Origin of the sequence: Kitasatospora sp. NPDC097643 (genome assembly GCF_040302625.1) — a bacterium.
Lineage (GTDB): Bacteria > Actinomycetota > Actinomycetes > Streptomycetales > Streptomycetaceae > Kitasatospora.
In genome coordinates this window covers 1-19,776 of sequence record NZ_JBEOSA010000044.1, presented here as the reverse complement: position 1 = coordinate 19,776, position 19,776 = coordinate 1, and the positions used below count along the sequence as shown (strand labels likewise).

The 19,776-nt window shown below is 73.4% G+C and carries 17 protein-coding genes; 7 read left to right on the top strand and 10 right to left on the bottom strand.

Annotation, left to right across the window (positions count from 1 at the left end):
- Positions 1–86: 86 nt before the first annotated feature.
- On the top strand, positions 87–2,456 hold the full coding sequence (locus tag ABTY15_RS25350; RefSeq protein WP_350599706.1) for a DUF8508 domain-containing protein: 2,370 nt from the start codon (positions 87–89) through the stop codon (positions 2,454–2,456).
- Positions 2,457–2,494: 38 nt separating this feature from the next.
- On the opposite strand, the gene ABTY15_RS25345 is transcribed toward ABTY15_RS25350, so the two are convergent.
- The 8 genes from ABTY15_RS25345 to ABTY15_RS25310 form a co-directional block, all read right to left on the bottom strand.
- Entirely contained in the window at positions 2,495–3,241 is a 747-nt protein-coding gene (locus tag ABTY15_RS25345; RefSeq protein ID WP_502893585.1) for an AAA family ATPase, read from the bottom strand.
- An 88-nt stretch (positions 3,242–3,329) separates the two neighbouring features.
- On the bottom strand, positions 3,330–3,887 hold the full coding sequence (locus ABTY15_RS25340) for a GNAT family N-acetyltransferase (RefSeq protein ID WP_350599703.1): 558 nt from the start codon (positions 3,885–3,887) through the stop codon (positions 3,330–3,332).
- Positions 3,871–4,806, bottom strand: a complete 936-nt coding sequence (locus ABTY15_RS25335; RefSeq protein ID WP_350599701.1) for a class I SAM-dependent methyltransferase — start codon at positions 4,804–4,806, stop codon at positions 3,871–3,873. The genes ABTY15_RS25340 and ABTY15_RS25335 overlap by 17 nt, the downstream gene beginning before the upstream one ends.
- A 131-nt stretch (positions 4,807–4,937) precedes the next feature.
- Positions 4,938–5,426, bottom strand: coding sequence for a Pycsar system effector family protein (locus ABTY15_RS25330; RefSeq protein ID WP_350599699.1), 489 nt, complete (start codon positions 5,424–5,426; stop codon positions 4,938–4,940).
- 134 nt (positions 5,427–5,560) lie between these two features.
- Positions 5,561–6,541 carry a hypothetical protein gene (locus ABTY15_RS25325; protein WP_350599696.1) on the bottom strand — a complete coding sequence of 327 codons (981 nt, stop codon included), beginning with the start codon at positions 6,539–6,541 and terminating at the stop codon, positions 5,561–5,563.
- Positions 6,538–8,733 (bottom strand): hypothetical protein, encoded by a 2,196-nt coding sequence (locus tag ABTY15_RS25320; RefSeq protein WP_350599694.1) that lies wholly within the window; start codon positions 8,731–8,733, stop codon positions 6,538–6,540. Before ABTY15_RS25320 ends, ABTY15_RS25325 begins: the two co-directional genes overlap by 4 nt.
- A complete protein-coding gene (locus tag ABTY15_RS25315; RefSeq protein WP_350599691.1) occupies positions 8,730–9,725 on the bottom strand; it encodes a hypothetical protein in 996 nt (331 codons plus the stop codon). Before ABTY15_RS25315 ends, ABTY15_RS25320 begins: the two co-directional genes overlap by 4 nt.
- Positions 9,726–9,844: 119 nt before the next feature.
- A complete protein-coding gene (locus ABTY15_RS25310; RefSeq protein WP_350599687.1) occupies positions 9,845–10,537 on the bottom strand; it encodes a Crp/Fnr family transcriptional regulator in 693 nt (230 codons plus the stop codon).
- Positions 10,538–11,014: 477 nt separating this feature from the next.
- On the opposite strand from ABTY15_RS25310, the gene ABTY15_RS25305 reads away from it, so the two are divergent.
- The 5 genes from ABTY15_RS25305 to ABTY15_RS25285 all read left to right on the top strand — a co-directional run bounded on the left by ABTY15_RS25305 (position 11,015) and on the right by ABTY15_RS25285 (position 15,693).
- On the top strand, positions 11,015–12,628 hold the full coding sequence (locus tag ABTY15_RS25305; protein WP_350599684.1) for an ATP-binding protein: 1,614 nt from the start codon (positions 11,015–11,017) through the stop codon (positions 12,626–12,628).
- Between the two features lie 17 nt (positions 12,629–12,645).
- Positions 12,646–13,032 (top strand): roadblock/LC7 domain-containing protein, encoded by a 387-nt coding sequence (locus ABTY15_RS25300; protein ID WP_350599812.1) that lies wholly within the window; start codon positions 12,646–12,648, stop codon positions 13,030–13,032.
- A 152-nt stretch (positions 13,033–13,184) separates the two neighbouring features.
- Positions 13,185–13,547, top strand: a complete 363-nt coding sequence (locus ABTY15_RS25295; RefSeq protein WP_350599681.1) for a DUF742 domain-containing protein — start codon at positions 13,185–13,187, stop codon at positions 13,545–13,547.
- A complete protein-coding gene (locus tag ABTY15_RS25290; RefSeq protein ID WP_350599679.1) occupies positions 13,528–14,145 on the top strand; it encodes a GTP-binding protein in 618 nt (205 codons plus the stop codon). Before ABTY15_RS25295 ends, ABTY15_RS25290 begins: the two co-directional genes overlap by 20 nt.
- Positions 14,146–14,214: 69 nt before the next feature.
- The gene (locus ABTY15_RS25285) at positions 14,215–15,693 is read left to right on the top strand and encodes a cytochrome P450 (RefSeq protein ID WP_350599676.1); all 1,479 of its coding nucleotides are present in this window, start codon (positions 14,215–14,217) and stop codon (positions 15,691–15,693) included.
- Here the strand turns inward: ABTY15_RS25285 and ABTY15_RS25280 are convergent, their stop codons facing one another.
- Both ABTY15_RS25280 and ABTY15_RS25275 read right to left on the bottom strand, forming a co-directional pair.
- Positions 15,694–17,328, bottom strand: coding sequence for a purple acid phosphatase family protein (locus ABTY15_RS25280; RefSeq protein ID WP_350599672.1), 1,635 nt, complete (start codon positions 17,326–17,328; stop codon positions 15,694–15,696). It abuts the gene before it with no gap.
- Positions 17,329–17,469: 141 nt separating this feature from the next.
- Positions 17,470–18,855, bottom strand: a complete 1,386-nt coding sequence (locus ABTY15_RS25275; RefSeq protein ID WP_350599669.1) for an FAD-dependent oxidoreductase — start codon at positions 18,853–18,855, stop codon at positions 17,470–17,472.
- A 128-nt stretch (positions 18,856–18,983) separates the two neighbouring features.
- On the opposite strand from ABTY15_RS25275, the gene ABTY15_RS25270 reads away from it, so the two are divergent.
- A complete protein-coding gene (locus ABTY15_RS25270; RefSeq protein WP_350599665.1) occupies positions 18,984–19,685 on the top strand; it encodes a TetR/AcrR family transcriptional regulator in 702 nt (233 codons plus the stop codon).
- Positions 19,686–19,776 lie beyond the last annotated feature (91 nt).

Genomic DNA, 19,776 nt, shown 5'->3' with positions numbered 1-19,776 from the left:
CACCGCGCACGGTAGGCATCGGGTGGCGCTGCTACAACCTCAGCGCCCGGATTTTCCCGGCCACTTGTTCCCAGGGAGGAAGCCTCATGCGGAGAACCGAACGTGTCCGGCACAGGGCCTTGGCGGGCGCGTCCGCCGCAGCCGTCGTGGCGGCGCTGCTGGCGCTGCCCGCCGGTGTCGCGCAGGCGGCGTCACCCGACGTCGTGATCAGCCAGGTGTTCGGCGGCGGCGGCAACTCCGGCGCCCCGTACACCAACGACTTCGTCGAGCTGTACAACCGGGGCACGACCGCGGTGTCCGTCACCGGCTGGACGGTGCAGTACTCCTCGGCGGGCGGCTCCACCTGGTCGCGCACCACGCTGAGCGGCACGATCGCCCCGGGCCACTACTTCCTGGTGCAGGAGGCGGCCGGCAACGGTGCGGGCGCGGCGCTGCCGACGCCGGACGCGACCGGCACGATCGCCATGAGCGCCAGCTCCGGCAAGGTCGCGCTGGTCACCAACGGCACCGCGCTGACCTGTAGTTCGGGCTGCGCGACGCTGCCCGCCGTGAAGGACTTCGTCGGCTACGGGTCGAGCGCCAGCTCGGCCGAGGGCTCCCCGACCGGCAACCTGTCCAACACCTCGGCCGCCCTGCGCGCCGGCGGCGGCGCCACCGACACCGACAACAACGCGGCGGACTTCGCGGTCGCCGCGCCCACCCCGCGCAACTCCTCGTCCACCGGCGGGGGCGGCACCGGCGGCACCCGAATACACGACATCCAGGGCGCGGCCCGCACCTCCCCGCTGGCCGGCGGCGCGGTCAGCGCGGTGCCCGGTGTGGTCACCGCGGTCGGCCCGAGCGGGTTCTGGTACCAGGACCCGCAGCCCGACAGCGACCCCGGCACCAGCGAGGGCATCTACGTCTACACGGCCGGCGCGCCCTCCGTCGCGGTCGGCGACTCGGTCACCGTGAGCGCCACCGTCAGCCAGTACCGGCCGGGCGGGACGGGCGGCACGACCAACCTGTCGATCACCGAGCTGACCGCGCCCACCGTCACGGTGCTCGCCCACAACGCGCCGCTGCCCGCCGCCACCCTGGTCGGCGCCGGTGGCCGGGTGCCCCCGTCCGCGGTGATCTCCAGCGTCACCTCCGGCGACGTCGAGACCGCCGGCGGCTACCACCCGGCCACCGACGGCCTGGACTTCTGGGAGTCGCTGGAGGGCATGCGGGTCGAGATCGACAACGCGGCCGTGGTCGGCCCGACCAACAAGTACGGCGACGTCCCGGTCGTCCCGCAGGGCAGCACCACCCGGACCAACCGGGGCGGCATCCTGCTCCAGGCCGCCGACGGCAACCCCGAACGGGTGACCCTGGCGAACGCGCTGGCGCCGACCCCGACCGCCGACGTCGGCGACACCCTGACCGGCGCCACGGTCGGCGTGCTCGACTACTCCTTCGGCAACTTCAAGCTCCAGGTGACCGCGACCCCGGCGGTCTCCTCCGGCGGCATCGCGCCCGAGGTCACCGCCGCGCCGACGGCCGGTCAGCTCTCCGCCGCCACCTTCAACGTGGAGAACCTCTCCCCCGGCGACCCGCAGAGCAAGTTCGACGGCCTGGCGGCGGGCATCGTCACCAACCTGCGCGCGCCCGACCTGGTCGCCCTGGAGGAGATCCAGGACAACAGCGGCGCCACCGACGACGGCACCACCGCCGCCGACGAGACCCTGGCCAAGCTCACCGCCGCGATCTCCGCGGCCGGCGGCCCGGCCTACACCTACCGGGAGATCGACCCGGTGGACGACCAGGACGGCGGGCAGCCGGGCGGCAACATCCGCCAGGTGTTCCTGTTCCGCACCGACCGCGGCCTGAGCTTCACCGACCGGCCCGGGGCGGGCTCCACCACCGCCGACTCGGTGGTCAACAACGGCGGCACGCCGCAGCTCGCGTACTCGCCCGGCCGGATCGACCCGAACAACTCGGCGTTCAACGCCAGCCGCAAGCCACTGGCCGGCGAGTTCCGCTGGAACGGCAAGCCGGTCTTCGTGATCGCCAACCACTTCAACTCCAAGGGCGGGGACCAGCCGCTGTTCGGCCGCTACCAGCCGCCGGCGCACCCGTCCGAGACCCAGCGGCACAACCAGGCCACCGTGGTGAAGACCTTCACCGACCAGATCCTCGCGGTGGACCCGAACGCCTCGGTGATCGTGCTCGGCGACCTCAACGACTTCGAGTTCTCGCAGACCGCCGACATCCTCACCGCGGGCGGCTCGCTCACCGACCTGCCGCGCACCCTGCCGCTCGCCGAGCGCTACACCTACGTGTACGAGGGCAACTCGCAGGTGCTGGACCACATCCTGATCTCCGGCGCGCTGGCGGCCAAGGCCTACAGCTACGACATCGTGCACATCAACAGCGAGTTCAGCACGCAGCTGAGCGACCACGACCCGCAGGTCGTGCGCATCCCGCTGCCCTGAACCGTCGTCGCCCTGTCCTCACCGGCCCGGCCCGCCCGTCAGGCCGGGCCGGTGAGGTGGCGCAGGTAGGCGTCCGGGCGCTCCAGGTAGCGGCGCCAGTGGTCGACCAGCTCCAGGTCCTGCCAGCGGACGGCGCGCACACCGTGCTCGCCCACCTCCAGGACGGCAGCGCCCGGCACCGAGGCCAGCAGCGGCGAATGGGTGGCGCAGACCACCTGGGCGCCGGTGCGGCCGAGGTCGTGCAGCAGGGCGACCAGGCGCAGCGTGGAGGTGAAGGAGAGCGCCGCCTCCGGCTCGTCCAGCACGTAGAGGCCCGGCTCGCGGAACATCGACTCGAAGACCGTCAGGAACCGCTCGCCGTGGCTCATCAGGTCGGTCCGGTCCGCCCAGTAGCCGGACCGGCCCTGGTTCTCGTCGATCATCCGCATCGCGGTCTCGGCCCGCAGGAAGAAGCCGCGCCGCCGGGAGCGGGGGCCGGCGGCCATCGCGCGGCCGCGGTCCGAGTACTCCAGGCGCAGCCGGGCGCCGACGGTGCCCGGCTCGCGCGGGCCCGCGTAGCGCGTGCCGGCCCGGCCGCCGTAGGAGTCCACCCCGAAGGCCTCGGCCAGCGCCTCGACCAGGGTCGACTTGCCGGAACCGTTCTCGCCGACCAGGAAGGTGACCGGGGCGGGGAAGGCGATGCCGGGGCCGACCAGGGCCCGGACGCAGGGGACCGTCCACGGCCAGCGGGTCAGCTGGTCCTCGGGGAACGTCTCCCGGTACACCCGCATCCGCTCGACGATCACGGACGGCCTCCTGTGGTTCGGTTCGTGTGCCGAGGCCCACGATAGGAGCGGCCACCGACACGCGGCGCGGGGCGCTCCCCCGGCCCCGTCAGTCCAGCAGCCGCACCATGTGCAGCTTCACCACCGCCCGCCGGCCCACCAACACCGCCCTCGGCTCACGCCCCCAGACCTCGAAACCGCAGGAGGTGTAGAGCCGGACGGCCGGCTCGTTGCCCGCCGAGACGGTCAGCAGCACCTGCCGCAGCCGGCGGTCCTCCTCCGCGGTGCGCAGCGCCCGTTCCACCAGGGCCCGGCCGATGCCGCGGCCGGCCGTCGCGCGGGCCACGGCCATCCCGTACAGCGTCGCCTTGTGCCGTTCCTGGCGCCGCTCCGGCACGCTCAGCCCGGCCGTGCCGAGCAGTGCGCCGTCCTCGCCGAAGGCCCCCAGCAGCGCGCCCGGGCCCTCCTCGGCCCCGGCCAGGCGCCGCAGGGTCGCCGCCATCGGCCGGGCGCGCTCCTCCTCGTAGCTGGAGGTGAACGCGGTCGGGGCCGCCCGCAGCGCGGCCAGCCGGAACGCCCGGTAGCGCTCGGCGTCCGCGACGCCGAGGCGGCGGATCACCACCGGGCGCGGCTCAGGTGCGGCGGTCGGCTCAGCCGCGGCGGACACGGGTGCACCGGGTCAGGTACGGCATGGCGATCCCGTCCCGGCCCGCCAGGTCGGGGTGGGTGGCCAGCAGTTCCTCGACGTCCGCGAGCAGCCGCGCCCGCTCGGCCTCCGGCAGCGCGATGACGTAGCTGCGCGAGGCCACCAGGTCGACGATGCCGGCCCGCGTGGTGGCGTGCTCCCAGCGGATCTCCAGCCGCTCGGCCTCGCCGAACGGCGCGGGCAGCACCGGCCGGGTGTCGATCTCCTGCCGCGCCGAACGGTGCATCAGCGCCCCGAGCTCGGCGGCCCACGGCTCCGACTCGTCCCGCACGTTCCACACCAGCGCGAGCGTCCCGCCGGGCGCCAGCACCCGGGCGATCTCCGGCACCGCGACCGCCGGGTCGAACCAGTGCCAGGCCTGCGCGACCACCACCGCGTCCACACTGCCGTCCGGCAGCGGGATGCGCTCCGCCCAACCCTCCCGCACGGCCGCCTTCGGCACCGCCGCCGCCAGCTGCGCCCGCATCGCCCCGTCCGGCTCGACCGCCACCACCTCCAGCCCGGCCTCCACCAGCAGCCGCGTCAACTTCCCGGTGCCCGCGCCCAGATCGAGCACCCGCCGGGCCTCCCTCGGCACCGCCGAGCCGATCAGCGCCTGCGGGTACCCCGGGCGCCCGTGCTGGTACGACTCCGCCGCCACCCCGAACGACCGCGCCCGCAACCGCCCGGCCCACCGCCGGGTCGCCCCCTGCCGGGTCATCCCGCAGGCCTGCCCGATCTCCTCCCAGGTCGCCACCCGCCCCCGCCGCAGCTCCTCCACCACCCCGGTCCGCCGCTCCTCCAACTCCGCGATCACCCCGGACAACCGCCGCAACCCCGCCAACCCACCGTCCCCCACCACATCCGCCGCCACCCGCCGCCCAAGATCATCGATAGTCACGCCCGGCAATCTAGGGGGCCCTCCGATCATCCGTCAACAGCCATTGCCCCGTGGAGCAACATCCGTTGCCTGCATCGCTGGGCCAGGCCCCGGCCGCAATCCGGCCGGAGCCCGGCCCGGGCTCCCTTCCCTCACATCGGCCGAATCGTGACGGCGAATTGAGGTAGGGCGAGGAGCAGCAGGACGGTTCCCGCCTCGATCCATCGGTACTTCGCCCGGATGATCGCGCTCGTCCCGGCCAGGGCGGACAGCAATGGGCCGGCCGGGTCGCGCCCTGCACGCTCGAAGGATCGTCTCAGCCGTTCCGGACCCGCGTTCGGACCGATGTGCTCGAAGTAGCCAGGGCCTGTGGCGGCCTGACGCCGCCCCTTGCGGTGACGCGGCGCGAGGGCCGAGACCAGGCAGCCCGCAGCCAGCAGGGCACTCGCGACCGCACTCCACCAGAGGACCTGAAGAGCTCCGGATTCGATGCCGTCGTTCCTGGTCAGGGGAATGAAGGTGCCGAGCGCGGCTCCGGTGAATCCCAGCAGGACTGCGGCCTTGGTGTCCGCGCGGATGAGCTCCGAACTGTTGGCGGCCAGCAGGCGTTCCATCGCGGACACGGTCAGCGGGTCGGACACGCCCCCTGCGGTCGCGTTCGACCGGCCGGGCCGACGCACCGACCGCGACCGTGGCCTGCGACGGGCCAGGCGGGCCGTTCCGGTCGCATCATGTGGCGCCGACCGCACCCCCCGGCGGCGCAGCGTCGTCCGCGTCACGCCGGCCTCCCGTTCGCCACGCCGTTGTGCCAGCCGTTGGCGCGGGCCCGAGTCTTCCCGAGGTCCGTTCCCGGGCCCTGTGGCGCAGCGCCCGTCCCGGGACCGGGTACCCGTCGGCCGAGAGCGACCAGCCGCTCGCGCAGCACGTGGGAGAGCTCCTGTTGTTCCTGCCCCGTCAGTCTGCCCAGCAGGACGGCCATCTGGTCCTGCCAGGTGGTCTCGCCCCGGAGCAGCTCAGCGTGGTCAACGGACCAGTCCAGCACCTGCCGGACCTCGTCCGGGTGCCTGGCCAGCCAGAGTGCGGCGAGTGCGACGGGGCCGTCCTGGACGGCACGCCGGCAGAACGCGTACTCGTCCTGGCTCCGTTCCGACCATGCGTACGGCAGATCGGCACCGTCGGGTTCCCCCAGTCTCAGTTCCCCGCCGTTCTCCCGCGCCGAGACGTCCGCGACCCGGTAGCCGAGGCCGCAGTTCGGCATCAGATGGGGCGCCGCGAGGTACTGCATCAGCTCATTGGCGCCCAGGCCGACACCTGCGGCGGCGCACTGCTCCTTGAGGTGGCGCAGTCGTTGGTCGAGGTCCTTGCGGACCGCCAGCCACCCCCGCACGGTCCTGGTGCGCACCACCTGCGCGGCGTCGTGCACCCACCACAGGACGTGCAGTTCCATCGACTCCATCCCGTAGGACGTCGGTAAGCCCACGCCCCGGCTCCCCTGGCGTTCGTCCAGCTCGACGAGGTACGCGCGGTCGAAGCCTCGCAGCCCGAGGCGGGCGACCCGTGGCCGCCCCGCCTCCGGGCCGAACTCCTCCCCGGACGTGCCGTGGTGAGCGCGGTCCCCCAGCAGGTGGTAGAGCCCGTCGCGATCCCGCAGGACGAGGGCGCGGTCGCGCCGCCCCGACCAACGATGACGCAGGATCTCCCGCCACGGGGCGTGTGCGGCGCGGAGGTAGACGGGCTGGTCGGTCTCGGCGGTCATCGGGCTTCTCCGTACGCGTGGGTCGGTTGGTGCGGCTGCGACTCGCCCCGGCGCCAGGCCTGCAAGGCCTGGCGCGCGATGGGCCGCCCGGCCAGATCGCGGTCCTCGTTGCGGTCGATCTCGACGAACAGTCGTAGTTCGCCGTGGCGCATCTCCTGGGCGAGCGCGCTGAGCAGCGTCTCCACGGCGGCTCGGCGCCACTCGTCCGCAAGGGCCAGACGGCACCAGCCGATCAGCACGTGGCAGGTCGCGTCGAACGACCGGTCGTCGTTGAGGGTCCGGCGCACGAGGTGGACGACGGTCTCGGTGAACTCACCGACGGTGAGCAGCTGTTCCTGGAACCATGTGGGGTCCTGCCACAGCACCCTGGGGAAGACCTGGAGCGCGAGGTCGGCGTCCGGGCCCTCGCGGTCGGCCCAGTCGGCGAGTTGACGAAGGACGGCCGGCTGATTGCCTGCCGCGATCAGCGCCCGGAGGGAGTGCTGGACGGCCTTGGCCACATGGCGCTCGTCGCCGTCGTCTCCCCGGTGGCAGCGTCGCAGCAGCGCCAGGGCGAGCTCCGGCCGGGCTGCCCCGAAGTCGGTCCCGCAGGCTTCGGCGACGGTGGACCGGGTCCGCCAGCTCCCCCTACCGCTCCAGTCGTTGAGCAGGTACTTGATCTCGCCGGCCAGGACGGGGTCGTTGGCCGCGATGCCCAGCGCGAACGCGGCGGTACTGCGGCTCTGCGCACGCTCGGACGTGGCCAGCTGGCGGATGTGCCACAGCGCACGGCGTCCGCCGCCCCAGCTGGCGGCCATCCCCATGACGCGGCCGACGGGCTCGGCGAGTTCACGCTCCGTACCGGGGACGGTGTCCATCCACTCGGTCAGCAGCGCGGAGAGCTCGCCGTACTGCCGCCACACGTGTCGCAGTACGGCTTCGGCCTGTCGGTGCCGGGTGAAGCGCACCGCCTCCACGGTGTAGCTGTAGACGGTGTTCGCCAGGACCACCGGGGGCGCGCACTCGGCACGGATGGTGTGCAGCAGGTCGTCCAACGAGCGCCGGAAGACGAACCGCGGGTTCGGCCGGGGGCCTTCGCGTCGCCCCGGCCCTCCATCGTCGCCGCTCTCGGGCAGGGCGGAGTCCAGCCGGCCGTCGGCGAGGCCGCGAAGCCGGTCCGCCTCCTCGCGGACGACCCGGTGGTCAAGCCCCTCGAAGACGCTGGTCGCCAGGAGGAACGCCAGCCCGTCCGGGTCGTCCCGGAGTCTGCTCAGCAGGTCCGGTACCTCTCCTTCGGCGAGAAAGCTGAGGCGCTCACGAAGATCGGAGAGGTCCGGTCCGTCCTCGTCGGCCCGGCTCACCGTCGTCACCAGCTCGGCGACCTGCGCGGGGACCAGTTCCGGCGTCAGCAGTTCGTCCAACAGGCCCGCATCCAGGCGCTCCAGTAGCCGCGCCCGCCGGTTCGCCTCGGGTACGGCGGCCGTCAGTCGGGCCTCGAAGACCGCGCGGGGCGCCGGGGGCTGGCACCGGACCGGGGAGACGTGCAGATCACGGGAGAGCCGACGAAGGTGCTCCGGGTCGTACGGCAGGACGATCACCATACGGGCGCCGGCCTCGCTCAGCAGACGGCGGAGGTTGGCGATCACAGCCGGTCCGAGCGGTCGTGTGGGTAGCAGGCCGTGGACGAGGTACCCGCGTGCCCCGGTGTGGGTGGGGCGCCAGCGTGACAGATCCTCGTCGCCGTCGAGCGCCCGCAGGTTCATGCTGTGGCCGCTGTGACGGTACAGCAGGTTCAGGGCCGCGGTGCGCCGCCCGGTACCGGGCTCGCCGACCAGGAAGAGCAGACCGCTGTCCAGCTCCGCCAGCGCGGTGGGAAGCCACTCGGGCTCCGCGAAGCCCGCCTGGGCATCCAGGAGCTCCAGCGCGGAGATCGGACCCTCGTGCGCCTCCACCCGCGGGCTGTCGCGTGCGGTACGGCCGTCCGCGTTCTCCACGTGCTGGTCCCCGTGCACGGAGCCGGTGTTGATGTTGCCGTGCGGGGCGTAGATGACGTACGGACGACCCGCACCCGCCGGCCCACCGGACAGGTCGAGGAAATCCTCGTCGAACTCGATGAAGGCGTCGGCCTCGTCGGGGTCCTCGCTCCCCCCGGCGTCATGAGTGGCCGGGCCAGGGGGCCGTTCCTCGACGGGGGGGAGCTCGGCGGCGCTCACCGGCGGCGCCCGTTCCGCTTGCCGTGGACGGTGTCGCCCTGGTTGCCCTGGACCGTTCCGGCCTTGTGTCCCGCAACGTAGTCACCGCCGAAGGAGTCCCCCCGGACGAAGTCCCGGCCCGCGTGGTCGCCGCGCACATTGGTCACGTTCTGGTCGCCGTTCACCGTACCGGCGTTGATGTTCCCCCGGTCGGCCTGTTGCCGCACGGACACGCGTGGCGCCGGAGTGCCCTGGGCGGCCCCGGCCGACGTCCGTCCCACCGTGTCGGCCTGCCCTCGCCGGGCCGTCTGCTCCTCGACCACGTGGTCGCCCAGGATGCGGCGGTCGTAGAGATTGCCCGACGGAACGGGCACGTACAGCCAGGCCCGCTGGTCGAATCGCTTCCCCTCCACCGTCGCCGGCACCTCGATGAAGTGGTCGGGGTGCCGCCCGGTGTAGCCGCTCACCACGGCGTCCTGGTAGCAGCGGTCGGACAGGATCGCGGCCACCTGGGTGATGCTCTCGTTGGAGGCGGCCAGCATGGCCTTGACGGGCCGGGAGTCCAGCAGCCGGTGGGTGTCGTTGCGCGGCGTGCCGTTGCCGTCGAACTCCTCGCCCGAATCGGGCAGCGGCCCGATGTGGAGGCTGACCCGCAGCCGGATCCGCACCGTCCCGATGGAGTGCACGTTGAACTCGGTGAGCACCTCCTGCAACGTGTGGAGCCAAGGATGGATCAGGAACGGCATCCAGGCCGGGTCGAACCCGAAGACGTACCCGTCCCCCGTGGACGCGGGGAACCTCCGGTCGTGCCACACCTCCGCGAGGTCGGCCCGCTCGAAGGACCGCTGCAACACGTGCGGGACGGCCTGGCTGATCGTGCCGTGCTCGATCGCCGGGTGGCCGGTGAAGTCCTTGGCGTCGACGGCCACGATCCCCCGGTACGGCGGGAGCTCCCTGCTCCGGCTGAAGGGCAGGGCACTGGTCTCGGGCAACGACTGGTCGAACTGCGGCATCAGGGCTCCTTGTTGTTCCGGTGCGACCTTCTGCCTCCAAGCATGGCCAGGACCCGTGCCGCGGTCCGCTCACTCAGTGCGATACTCCCGTGACGGGCATCACATCGCGGGGTGGCGGGTCAGCCACGCAGCGCGACGACCGCGCTCCGCAGGGCGGGAAGGTCACCGAGCACGATGTGCTTGCGCCCGGCGTGCACCTGGAAGGATCCGAGTTCGGCCAGGCCGGCCGTCACCGTGTTGCGCGACACGCCGAGGTACTGGGCCAGTTCGTCACGGGTCAGGGCGAGTTCGACGCCCTGCCGCGGCCCGCCCACCCGGCCTGCGGAGAGCTCGGCCAGGCCGACCAGGGCGGTCGCCAGCCTCGCCACGACGCCCCCGCCGCCCCGCGCGAGGTCGGACTCCCGCAACCTGCCGAGGGCGTAGCGCACCATGACCGGGAACAGGTCCTGGTCGGTGACGAACCGCAGGAACGCGTCCTTGGCGAGCACCGCGACCGAACAGTCCGAGATCGCCTGGACGCTCGCCGAGCGCACCCCGTCGTCCAGCACGGCGACCTCGCCCAGGAGTTCACCCGGTCCGCGGAACGCGAGCAGCGTCAGCTCCCCGCTCCGCTCCCGCCGGATGACCTTGGCCACGCCACCCAGCAGCGCGAGCACATGTGTACCAGGCTCTCCCTGGCGGAGCAGCGTGTCGCCCAACGCGTGCCGGCGCTCGAACGCCCCCGACAGCATGCCGTTCCAGACCGCGTCGCCCATGAGGTGGCGCAGTGTCCGGCCGAGTGAATCGGGAACCTCCCCGGCGTGACCGCTCATACGCCGACCTTAGGAGCCGAGGCGCCAGGTGCGCAGGTGGACCCGGACTTCGACGGCGCGTAAGCCGCGACGGGGGCCGGGGGCAGGGCACCACGCGGGGCGGGGGCCTCTTTTCGGGTAATCGGGGGGATCGGGGTTGACGGGTGGGGGTGGTAGCACGAACTCGTGGTCGGGGGTAGCGACTTGGGGTGGAAACCCTCCGGTCGGGGGAATCCGGGGCGGGTTGCGGGTGGGGGCGGGCCGGGGGGAGAAGGGTGGGGACGAGGGGTCGTGCGGCAGGGTTGCGACTGACGTGCGATTGGTCTGGCATGTCCGGTGAAATCGGGCTAAGTCGGCTCTGTGACAGTCTTTTTGAGTTTCCGTCAGGAATGTCCGGAACTTGGCTATGCTGCACCACCACGCCGCCCGAGCCGGCCGTCGCCAGCGCGGACTGCTCATGACCGTCTCCGTACTCTTTCGATCGTTTGAGGATGCTGAATGCTTCGAGCTGGATCGCCGCCCGCCAGACGACTCTCCGCGCCGCTGCTCGGTTGGCTGCTGCCCACCGCCGTGATGGCGGCCGCCGCGGTGGTCGCCGGGCTGCTGGTGTCCGCCGGGGCCCGCGCGGAGGTGCTCTGGTGCGGGGCCGCGGGGACCGTGCTGGTGGCCGTGGTGGCCGCGGAGTCGGCGCGCAGGGGGCGGGAGCTCGCCGGCCTGCGGTCGCAACAGAACCGGCAGATCGGCGAGTTGCAGCGGCGGCTGGCCGGTCAGGAGGCCGAGGCGATCCGGCTGGCCAAGGAGGAGCTGCCCCGGGTGGTGGCCCGGATCAAACACGGCGCCTCGGTGGAGACCGTGGCGCTGGAGTACCAGGTCCGCGACCCGCAGACCGCGCCGAAGTTCCGCGGCGCGCTGGAGTCCGTGGTGCGCAGCGTGGTCATCGCCGTGGACGACGAGGTGGGTCGGCGCGACGCCGCCGAGCGGGCCTTCGTCAACATCGCCCGCCGGGTGCAGGCGATCATCCACCGGCAGGCCATCGACCTGCGCGAGATGGAGGACCGGCACGGCAACGACCCGGCCGTCTTCGACGACCTGCTGCGCCTGGACCACGGCAACGCGCTGACCGGCCGGCTCGCCGACAGCATCGCGGTGCTGGCCGGTCAGCGGCCGGGCCGCCAGTGGAGCCGGCCGATCGCGCTGTACAGCGTGCTGCGCGGCGGCATGTCGCGGATCCTGGAGTACCGCCGGGTGGACCTGCACCCGGTGGCCCAGGTGTCGGTGGTCGGTCCGGCCGTCGAACCGCTGATCCACGCCGTCGCCGAGCTGCTCGACAACGCGACCCGCTACTCCCCTCCGCACACCCACGTGCACCTGAGCGCGGCCGAGGTGCAGACCGGGATAGCGATCGAGATCGAGGACGGCGGCCTCGGACTGACCGACGAGGCGCGGGCCCGCGCCGAGCGCAGCCTGCGGGAGGCGCAGGCCTCCAACGACCTGGACGACCTCGGCGAGTCCCCCCGGCTCGGCCTGGCCGTGGTCGGCCGGCTCTGCCAGGCGTACGGCTTCCAGCTGTCGCTGCGGCGGTCCGCGTACGGCGGGGTGCGTGCGGTGCTGGTGGTGCCGCAGGAGCTGATCACCAACGCGCCGCCGACCGGGCGGGCGCACGGGATCGGCAGCTTCTCCGGCCCGCGGCCGCTCCCGGCGAACCCGCCCAAGCCGGCCACCCCGTCCCGGCCCTGGGGCGTGCGGGCCGCGACCACGACGACGACCAGGGCCGTCGGCCCGTCCTTCGGCTCCGCGAACCCGTGGGGGCCCCCGGGGTCGGGCGGCGGCAAGGACGACGAGGTCGTGGTGACCGAGCGCACCGCGAACGGCCTGCCGCAGCGCCGCCGCCGCCCCCCGGCGGCCCGGGCGGGCGGCGCCGGCACCGGGCGGGCCGCCGGCCAGCCCCGGACCGGCGGGCAGCCCCGGGGCGCGGCCCCCGGACCGGCCAAGGAACCGGTGCAGCCCGGCCTGTGGCTGGAGGCGTTCACCAAGGGGATCAACGGCGAGGGGCCGTCATCGGGCCCGGCCGGCCAGAGCAGTGAAGAGACGGCAGGGAAAGGCGAGCAGTGATTCCGCACCGCAGCAACATGGACTGGATCCTCAAGGACCTCGCGCTGAGCGTCCCGTACGTCCGCCACGTCATCGTGCTGTCCTCGGACGGCCTGCGGATGGCGCAGTACGGCACCGAACCGGACACCGCCGACCGCCTCGCCGCCGCCTGCGCCGGCCTGCAGAGCCTGGCCGCCGCGGTGGGGCAGGAGTTCCCGCACGGCGACGGCTCGATGCGGCTGGTGGTGATCGAGGTCGACGGCGGCTACTTCTACCTGATGGCGGCCGGCTCCCGCGCCTACCTCGCGGTGCTCGCCGACGAGGGCGTGGACGCCGGGCTGGTCGGCCAGCAGATGCGCGACCTGGTGGCCCGGATCGGCGAGCACCTGTCCACGCCCCCGCGCAATCCCGAGCAGGTCGCGTGAGCGGGGCGGCGGCCGGCCGTACAGCGGCCGACCGTACCGCCAACCGCACGGCGGCCCACCGTGAAGCGGCCCGCCCCGGCACGGCGGCCCCGCCCGACGGGGCGGGCACATGACCAGGGCGGGCACATGAACGAGCACAGCGAGGCGAACGCATGACGGCAGCCGGCCAGGACGGCTGGGACGGCGGCGAACCCGAACGTCTCTACGTGATCACCCGGGGCCGCAGCGGTCCGGCCGGCCAGGGCGAGTTCGACCTGGTCACCCTGATCGTCGCCCACGCGGAGCCGACGCCCACCATGCAGCCCGAGCACGCGGCGATCCTGCGCCTGTGCGGCTCGCCGCTGTCGGTGGCGGAGATCTCCGCCTACCTCGAGCTACCCATGAGCGTGGTCACCGTGCTGTTGGCGGACCTGCTCGACGACGGGCGGATCGAGGCCCGCGCCGCCGTCCCCGCGGCGGAACTTCCCGACCGTGCCCTGTTGGAGGCGGTGATGCATGGACTTCAGAGGCTCTGACACGCTGGTGGGACCGGCGAGTGCGGACCTGTTGCCGGACTCGGTCGCGATGGCCGTCAAGGTGGTGATCGTCGGCGGCTTCGGTGTCGGCAAGACGACACTGGTCGGCTCGGTCAGCGAGATCCGTCCGCTGACCACCGAGGAGACGATGACCCAGGCCGGGGTCGGTGTGGACGACCCGACCGGGGTCGAGCGCAAGACCGAGACCACCGTGGCGATGGACTTCGGCCGGATCAGCATCAGCGAGCAGCTCGTGCTGTACGTCTTCGGTACCCCCGGGCAGGAGCGGTTCTGGTTCCTCTGGAACGGCCTGTTCGAGGGCGCCCTGGGCGCGGTGGTGCTGGTGGACACCCGCCGCCTGGAGGTCAGCTTCGAGGTGATCGGACGGCTGGAGGACCGGGGCGTGCCCTTCGTGGTGGCCGTCAACGGCTTCCCCGAGGCGCCCGGTTACCCGGTCGAGGAGCTGCGCGCGGCCCTCGACCTGCCGCCGGAGGTACCGATCGTGAACTGCGACGCGCGCAGCCGCTCGTCCAGCCGGGACACCCTGCTGGCGCTGATGCGCTACCTGTACGAGCTCGCGGCGCCGCCTGCCGGGTGAGCCCGCCGCACCCCCGTAAAACCCCCGCCCCCCGTGGCGCCCCGACCAGCCGACGACTCCGGAGACTCCGTGACGACCGCGTTCCCCGACGACGCCTCCTCCCCCACCCCGCCCCCGGGCTGCCCCGCCCACGGGCACGCCGTCGAACCGATCGGCCCCGGCGGCCTGCGGCGGCTCTTCGGGCCGGAGGCCGAGGCCGACCCGGCGGGCCTGTACGAGAAGCTGCGCGCCGAGCACGGCGAGGTGGCGCCGGTGCTGCTGCACGGTGACCTGCCGGCCTGGCTGATCCTCGGCCACGGCGCGAACATCACCGCGATGCGCACGCCCTCGCTCTTCTCCCGCGACTCCCGCCGCTGGTCGGCGTTCCGCGACGGCGACGTGCCCGCCGACTCCCCGCTGATGCCGGTGATCGCCTGGCAGCCGCTGTGCGTCTTCGCGGACGGCGAGGAGCACCGGCGGCTGCGCGGCGCGCTGCTGGACGGCCTCAACAGCTTCGACCGGCGCGGCGTCCGGCGGCACGTCCGGCGGTTCACCACCGAGCTGGTCCAGGTGTTCGGACCGACCGGCCATGCCGAGCTGATCACCCAGTTCGCCGAGCACCTGCCGATGCTGGTGATGACCCAGCTGCTCGGTATGCCGGACCAGTACGGTCCGCAACTGGTCAGTGCCGCCCGGGACTTGATGAAGGGCACCGAGACCGCCATCGCCAGCAACGAGTACGTGGTGGCCAGCCTGCGCCGGACCATGGCGACCAAGCGCGACGACCCCGGCGACGACCTGGTCAGCCGGCTGCTCGCCCACCCGGCCGGGCTGACCGACGACGAGGTCATGGAGCACCTGCGGGTGGTGCTGCTCGCGGCGAACGAGACGACGGTCAACCTGATCGCCGACACGCTGAAGATGGTGCTCACCGACCCGCGCTTCCGCGCCCACCTGTCGGGCGGCCAGATGACCCTGGGCGAGGCCCTGGACCAGGTGCTGTGGGACTCCCCGCCGATGTCCCTGGTGGCCGGCCGCTGGGCGACCGCCGACACCGTGCTCGGCGGGCAGCAGATCAGGGCCGGGGACATGCTGCTGCTCGGGCTCGCGGCCGGCAACCTCGACCCGGTGGTCCGGCCCGACCCGACCGCGCCGCTGCACGGCAACCGCTCCCACCTGTCGTTCGGCGCCGGCCCGCACGAGTGCCCCGGTCAGGACATCGGCCGGGCCGTCGCCGAGGCCGGCATCGACATCCTGCTGACCCTGCTGCCGGACCTCCGACTCGCCGTCGAGGAGGAGGAGTTGACCTGGACGTCGGCGTGGATCTCCCGGCACCTGGTGGAGCTGCCGGTGGAGTTCACCCCGCGCGTGGTCGAGCCGCACCCCGACTCCCGGCCGGTGCCGCCCCGACCCGCCGCGGCGCCGGTCGTCGCGGAGAGCAGCGATCCCGTCGAGAACGCCGAGAACGCCGAGACCGCCGAGCAGGTCACCCAGCCATTGGCCAAGCCCGTCATCCCGGCGCAGCGGCGCGGCTGGTGGAGCAGGCTGACCGGGCTGTTCCGTCCGTGACTACCGGTCGTGGGCGTCGCCGCGGCGGCGCTGGAGGGTGAAGGTGTCGACCGGGGTGAGGTCGCCGTACGGGCCGTCGAAGGTGTAGTAGGTGACCTTCATCCTGGTCAGCCCGCCGCGCCGGTCGCCGGGGTCGACCTCGAAGGCGGCGAAGCCGTGGGTGTGGGTGCGGTCCTGGACGGCGGCCCACGGGGCGTCCTCGGTGAGCCAGATCGACTCGCGGTACGGCGCGGGCGGGCGCGGCTTCTCCTCCAGGCCGATCACCACCCGGCCCTTGGGCGTCTCGAACAGGTCGTCCTGGGTGGTGGCGGCGTTGCCCCCGGCGCCGATGATCATGTGGACGGTGCCACGCCCGGTGTCGACCAGGTCGGTGCGGGTGTCGCTCGGCACCGGGGTGCGGGTGTCGTTGGGCAGGGTGCCGCGGACGGGGTGCGAGCGCTCGTAGTAGTGCTCGTGTCCGCAGACCACCAGGTCGACCCCGTAGGCGTCGAAGAGCGGCCCCCAGGCCTCCCGCACGCCGAGGTCGCTGCCGGCGCCGTGCTGGGAGCTGGAGATCATCGGGTGGTGCATGCAGACCACGATCCAGTCGATCGACCGGTCTCCCCGGGCGGTGCGCAACTCGCGCTCCAGCCAGCGCTGTTGGGCCCCGCCGGAGTAGCCGCGCAGATACGTGTCGCCGCTGTTCTGGATGGCCACGTCGTCGTTGGCGAGGCTGATGATGCGCACCGAGCCGGCCGTGAAGGCGTACCACATGCCGCGGGTCTCGGTGTCGGAGTCCGCCGCGGAGTCGGGCAGCGAGAAGTAGGTCTGGTAGCCGAGGGCGCCGATCGGGCCGTTGCCGCCCTCGTTCTCGTGGTTGCCGGCGCACGGCATCCAGGGGCGCAGCCGGGCCGAGCGGCTGTTGTTGATGAACCAGTCGGCCCAGGTGGCGGTGCGGCTCTGGCCGTGGCGGCCGCTGTAGGAGGAGTAGCAGAGGTCCCCGTTGACGAGGTTGAACAGCGGGGCGACCCGTTCGACGGCGGCGACGATGTCGGCGGAGGCCGCGGAGCCGACCTGGCTGCTGGTGAACACCGGGTACTTGCCGAGCGGTCCGGGGACGCCGTCGGGGAACTTCACCTGGCGGCGGAGGTTGGGGGTGGCCTGGTCGCCGAAGCTGGTGAAGGTGAAGGGGACGCGGCCGCGCGGGGCGGTGGTGAAGGTGCCCAGCTCGGGGTTGGCGCCGTCGTGTCCGGCGGTGTAGAGGTAGGTGGTGCCGGGGCGCAGGCCGGTGAGCCGGGCGTGGTGGACGTACACCTCCTCCTGGTTGAGCGCGTCGCGGTAGGTGCGGGTCTCGGCCTCGACGACGCGGCCGAGGCCGCCGTCGGGTGAGCCGAGCCGGACGTGCGGGCGGCGGACGCTCTGCGGGCTGATCCAGGAGACGGTCATCTCGCTGGCGGGGTCGGTGCCGAACTGGAGGTGCAACCCGCTGACGCTGGGCGCCCCGAGCCGGTGCGGGGTGCTCTGCAGCAGCGGGCCGGCCGCCGGGCCGCCGCCGGGGTCGGCGGCCCGGGCCGGCTGGGCGACCGCGCCGCCCGCGACCAGCGCGGCACCGGCCGCCGAGGAGCCCTTGAGGATGGACCTGCGCGCGATGGCCATGGCACTCCGCCTGTCGGGTGGGGGGTCGACCCGCAGCACTGTACCGACATGGGCATGCAAAGACGATCGCTTTTGACGGATCCTCAGTCCTCGCTCCTCGTCCGGCAGTTGCCGTCCCGCACCGACGAGGACGTCCCGCAGTTACCGCCCCGCACCGACGAGTGCGTCCCACTGGTCCCGGGTCGGGCCGTCGTGCGTGGGCGTGAAGTCCGGGCGGTCGGCCAGCCAGGCGGTGACGTGCCGGTCCACCTCCGCGCACCCGTAGGCCTCGGCGGCCGGTCGGACGAGGTGGCGCACCTGGGCCCGGGCGCGCATCACGACGGGGTCCTCGAAGGCGCAGGCGGCCAGGGCGGCGGCCCGCCGGTCCGCGGCCGGCGCGCTCTCGGTGAGGCGCTGCTCGTTGACGCGGTCGGCCGCCACCTGCTCGTCGAACACCGGTCGCAGGGCCCGGGCCGTCCAGACGTGGTAGTCGGCCGGGTCGGCGGCGATCCGGTCGGCGTGGGTGGCGAGGTACTGGGCGGCGAGCAGGCCGAGGGCCACGCCGTGGCCGAGGGTGGGGTTGGTGTGGACCAGGCTGTCCCCGGCGTTGACCAGGCCGGTGACGACCGGTCCCTCCTGGTCGGTGAGCGAGGTCCAGCGGTTGTCCAGGCCGGCCATCGCCAGGACGTCCGACTGCGGTTCGGGGGCCAGGTCGAGCCAGGCGGCGGTCGCGGGGAAGCGGCGGGCGACGGCCTCGAACACGGCGGGGTCGGTGAGCGCGCCGCGGCTCGGATCCCCCGTGGAGACCACCACGTTCACCGCGAAGGTGTCGTTGTCGGACGGGAAGACACCGGCGAGCGCGAACGGCGCGGCCGAGCCGTTCTGCACCCGCCCCGGGTCGCGCGGGCCGTCGGCGCGCAGCCGGTACCAGCGGCACAGGTAGGCGATCCCGGCGCGGTGGCTCTCGACCACGGGCGGGCGGCAGCCGGCCGCGACCAGCCAGGCGGGCACCGGCGAGCGACGGCCGGAGGTGTCGATCACGAGGTCCGCCGGGTGCGTTTCGGTGTCCACCCGCACGCCGGTGACCCGGGGCGGACGGCCCTCCTCGAACGCGAAGGTGAGGGCGCTCACCCGGTGGCCGCGCCGGACCTCGACGGCGGGCTCCCGCCGGACGGCCGCGGTCAGGGCGGCCTCCAGCACGATGCGGCGGGTGCGCAGGGTCACCAGTTCCTCGTCGCCGGCCCGGTGCGGCGGGCGCTCGTCGAACCAGTCGAAGTCGTGGTACTCCTGGGCTCCGCGGGCCAGCAGGTCCGCGTGGACGTCGGGGGCCTCGGCGCGCAGCACGGTGCGCACCGGCGCGAGGAACGAGTGGGGCTGGACGGCCTGCGGGACCTTGGGCCGGCCCCAGTGGTAGAAGTCCTGGTCCAGGTCGTCCCCGGCCTGCCGCGGGTCCTGTTCGAACAGGATGACCGAGTGGCCTCTCCGACCCAGCATGAGGGCCGTCCCCAGCCCGCTGATACCCCCGCCGATCACCGCAACCCGCGCCATCGAACTCCCTCTCGCGTCGTGTTGCGGGGTGAGCCTAGCGCCCGATGATCTTCGACCGGAAACCGGCCCTCCGTTCGGTACCCGAGCTTGGTACCCAACTCAACGCCGTTGTCCTAGGGTGCAGGGGCATGAGCAGCGAACGCGCAGTCCCCGCGCCGCAGCGGCGCCGGCGCCGACCGACCAAGCAGGGCGTCCTCCTGTCCCACGAGCTCATCGTCGACACGGCGTTGCGCCTGATCGGCCAGCACGGCGCCGAGGCGCTCACCGTCCGCCGCCTCGGTGCCGCGCTCGGCGCCGATCCGAGCACCGTCTACCGGTACTTCCGCAGCACCGACGACCTGCTGCTGGCCGTCGCCGACGAGCTGATCGGCCGCGCCCAGCACGGCTGGCGGGCCACCGGCGACTGGCGGGCCGACCTGCGCGCCATCGGGCTGCGGATCCACGCCGCCTACCAGGCCCACCCGCAGGCCGCCCTGCTCGCCGCGCACCGCACCACCGGGCGGGAGCACGAGACCGCCGCCGTCGAGGCCATCCTCGGCGTGCTGCGCCGGGCCGGCTTCCCCGATCCGGAGGCGGTCCGGATCTACCACGCCTTCGTCGACCAGAGCCTCGGCTTCGCCGCGCTCGACGCCGCCGCGCTCGCCCTGCCCGCCGCCGCCGCGCACGCCGACCTCCAGGTCTGGCAGGCCTCCTACGCCCGCCGCGGCGCCGACACCCATCCGCACATCGCCGCCACCGCCCACCTGCTGACCACCGACATGCGCCGCAGCGGCTACCCGTTCGCGCTGGAACTGCTCCTCGACGCGGCGGCGGCCCGGCTGCCGGCCTAGGGCCAATGCCGGTGACTTTGGCTTCCCGCTGTCGTTGGTTGTGGTGTGGCGAGGGTGGGGCAGGTCAAGTCGCCTGCGGGTGAGCGGTTGT